Here is a 2,735-nt window from a genome sequence, read left to right as displayed (position 1 = left end):
TGAACTGGAGCGTGATCTGGGTGAGCCCCAGGGCGCTCGTCGAGGTCATAGAGTCCACGCCGGCGATGGTCGAGAACTGCCGTTCCAGGGGGGTCGCCACCGCAGCGGCCATGGTATCAGGGTTCGCGCCCGGCAGGCTCGCCGATACCTGAATCGTCGGAAAATCTACGTTGGGCAGGTCGCTGACCGGCAGGAGGCGAAAGCCCATGAAGCCGAAGAGGACGATGCCCAGCATGACCAGGGTGGTCATGACGGGCCGGCGGATGAACAGCTCGGGGGTCATCCGGCGGTCTGCGTCGGGGTCGGATTCGAGGGCTTGATGTCCACCTTCGCCCCGGGGACGAGGCGTACCTGGCCGTCGGTGACGACCCGTTCCCCAGGGGCGAGCCCCTTCTCGATGACGCTCTCCTGTTCGACCGTTCTCTGCACCACGACCGGACGGGACTCTACCGTCAGATCGGGCTTGACCACAAAGACGTAGGCGCCTTGCTGCCCCGTTTGCAAGGCCCGGGATGGCGCCACCACCGCGTTCGGCTGGACCGTGAGGGTCAGCACCACGTTGACGAACTGCCCCGGCCACAGGGCGTTATCCGAGTTGGGAAAAGTCGCCTTGAGCTCGACTGTTCCGGTGGCGCGATCCACCGCGTTATCCACGAAGGTCAGCGTGCCGCGAGGCTGGCGCCCGTCCTGCCCGATGGTGATCGCCTCCACCTCTAAGCTCCCGAGCGACATATGCCGCCGAATCTCCGGCAGCTCCTGCTCCGGAACGGAAAAGGACACGTAAATGGGTCTGATCTTATTGATAACCACGAGCGGGTGGTCGGCGTCATTCGCTTTGACGAGGTTGCCCTGATGGACGAGAAGGCTGCCGGTCCGCCCGTCGATCGGCGAGCGGATCGAACAGTAGCCGAGCTGGAGCCTTGCAGCTTCTACGGCCGATCGGTCGGCCTGGACAGTCGCCTCGAGGGCGGCCGCGTTCGTGCGCGCCTGATCGTACTGCTGCTGGGACACGCCGCCTTCCTTATACAGGTCCGCGAAGCGACGCTCATCAAGCCGGGCGTTCGCGGCCTGAGCCATGTCCCGCGCCAGGGTGGCCTCCGCCTGCCTGAGCGCAGCTTCGAAGGAACGCGGATCGATCAGGAACAGGGAGGCCCCCTTCTTGACCTCCTGACCTTCTGTAAAATAGACTCGGGCCAGCGTCCCTTCAACCTGGGATTTGACGGAGACCGTGGAGTAAGCCTGGACGTTGCCGATCGCGCGCAGTTGGACCGGGATCGTTTTCAGGACCACATCGCTCACGGTCACCGGCACCGCAACCACCGCACCTTTCGCGGCGGGCTTGCCCGACGCATTCTCAGAGCATGCCGACAACGCGGCGATGGCCGCAAGCAGCGCCATCAGGATTCCCACTCTGACCAGCCCGAGCCGGCAGCGCACCCGAGAGATCTGCGGGACGATACACGCTGATTTCACGCCATCAATGTGTCTGGGTTGCATCTACCCTTCCTCTTGCTTCGCAACGGCGAGGACGTTGAGCCTGGCCACCACATCCTTTCAGTATCTTCAGGACTTCGAATGGCATCACACCTCTCACCGGCCGCACGCCCGACCGCCGGCCTCTGGATTCTTTCCCGGCCTCTCGACTCGTAATCCCATCGAGCCAGAGTGTCATCACGGTCTCCAGGACCTGCTCGGACGAGATGGCGGGAGGTTGTGGAACACTGAGGATTTGTTAAAGAAGTAAGTACTTGCTTACTTTTATCACTACCATCTGACCCCATGGGTGTCAAGCCAATTCTACCACTCGCAGGCAGATGCTCGGAGTCAACACCCTTCCGGATGGCGCATGAAGGCACCGACGGGGTACGGAGGGATTCACACGTCGAAGACGACCCTCGCTCGCCAGCGATCGTTATCCTTGTAACATTCGAGGAGGTGATAGGTAGCGGCCTTGACAATGCCCTTGAACTGATGACGCCCCGCCTCTGCAGGCTCTCCCGCCAGCTCTCCACTCGCACGCCCGCCCTCAACCGCCACCACTCGTACGTCTGCCGGCGCCCATTCTTCCGTCTCGCAGCGGTATAACAGCTCGTTTAACCAGGCTACCAGTAAAGACGGCAGATCGCCTCCCCGCGCCTCAATCGAAAGGAGGCCGGTAGAGCGCACCGTTCCAGAGTCGACCATCAGCGCAAACATCCCTCGAGCGGCGTTGGCGAAGAGTTCCTCCGGTGTCTCGCCCCACACCACAATCCCGACATCCGCCGTCGTCTCGAACAACTCGAATCTCTGATCGCTCATCCCATACCGGACAGCCACAAGGACTGCCCCTACATCGCACCCCGCACCAAATCCTCCCTAACTCCCCTTTGATAAAAGGGGGGAGCGAGGGGGATTTGCTTCGCACCGGGCGCAGCAAGCGGCGCCCCTACTCATATCGTAGCGCCTCAATCGGGTCGAGGAAGGCGGCCTTGCGTGCCGGATAGTAGCCGAAACAAATCCCCACCAATGCCGAGAAAGCAAAGGCCATAAGGACCGCGACGGCACTGACTTGTGTAGACCACCCGGCCAGGGACGAGATCAGGATCGAGGCCGAGAGGCCTAGCGCAATCCCGACCAGGCCACCGATCAGCGACAGCGTGACCGCCTCAACGAGGAACTGCGTCAGGATGTCGCGCGCCTTGGCGCCGACCGCCTGACGCAAACCGATCTCCCGCGTCCGCTCCGTCACGGAGACC

General features: G+C 62.6%; 4 protein-coding genes. All 4 read right to left on the bottom strand.

All coding sequences use genetic code 11. The annotated features are described in order from the left end of the window. Positions 1-283, bottom strand: a 283-nt coding sequence (locus KGL31_11695; protein MDE2322554.1) for an efflux RND transporter permease subunit, incomplete at its 3' end; no start/stop codon positions are given. Next, entirely contained in the window at positions 280-1,398 is a 1,119-nt protein-coding gene (locus KGL31_11690; GenBank protein ID MDE2322553.1) for an efflux RND transporter periplasmic adaptor subunit, read from the bottom strand. The genes KGL31_11695 and KGL31_11690, both read right to left, overlap by 4 nt. A 477-nt stretch (positions 1,399-1,875) precedes the next feature. Beyond that, positions 1,876-2,298: an archease gene (locus KGL31_11685; GenBank protein ID MDE2322552.1), complete on the bottom strand. Its 423-nt coding sequence runs from the start codon at positions 2,296-2,298 to the stop codon at positions 1,876-1,878. Positions 2,299-2,425: 127 nt separating this feature from the next. After that, on the bottom strand, positions 2,426-2,735 hold a 310-nt coding region (locus tag KGL31_11680; GenBank protein ID MDE2322551.1), incomplete at its 5' end, for an FtsX-like permease family protein.

Source organism: Candidatus Methylomirabilota bacterium, from assembly GCA_028870115.1.
Taxonomy (GTDB): domain Bacteria; phylum Methylomirabilota; class Methylomirabilia; order Methylomirabilales; family Methylomirabilaceae; genus Methylomirabilis.
This window is presented reverse-complemented; position numbering and strand designations above follow the sequence as displayed.

Coding starts and splice junctions, on each gene's coding strand:
- KGL31_11690 (MDE2322553.1), bottom strand. CDS start 1,398: ATGGCGCTGCTTGCGGCCATCGCCGCGTTGTCGGCATGCTCTGAGAAT.
- KGL31_11685 (MDE2322552.1), bottom strand. CDS start 2,298: ATGAGCGATCAGAGATTCGAGTTGTTCGAGACGACGGCGGATGTCGGG.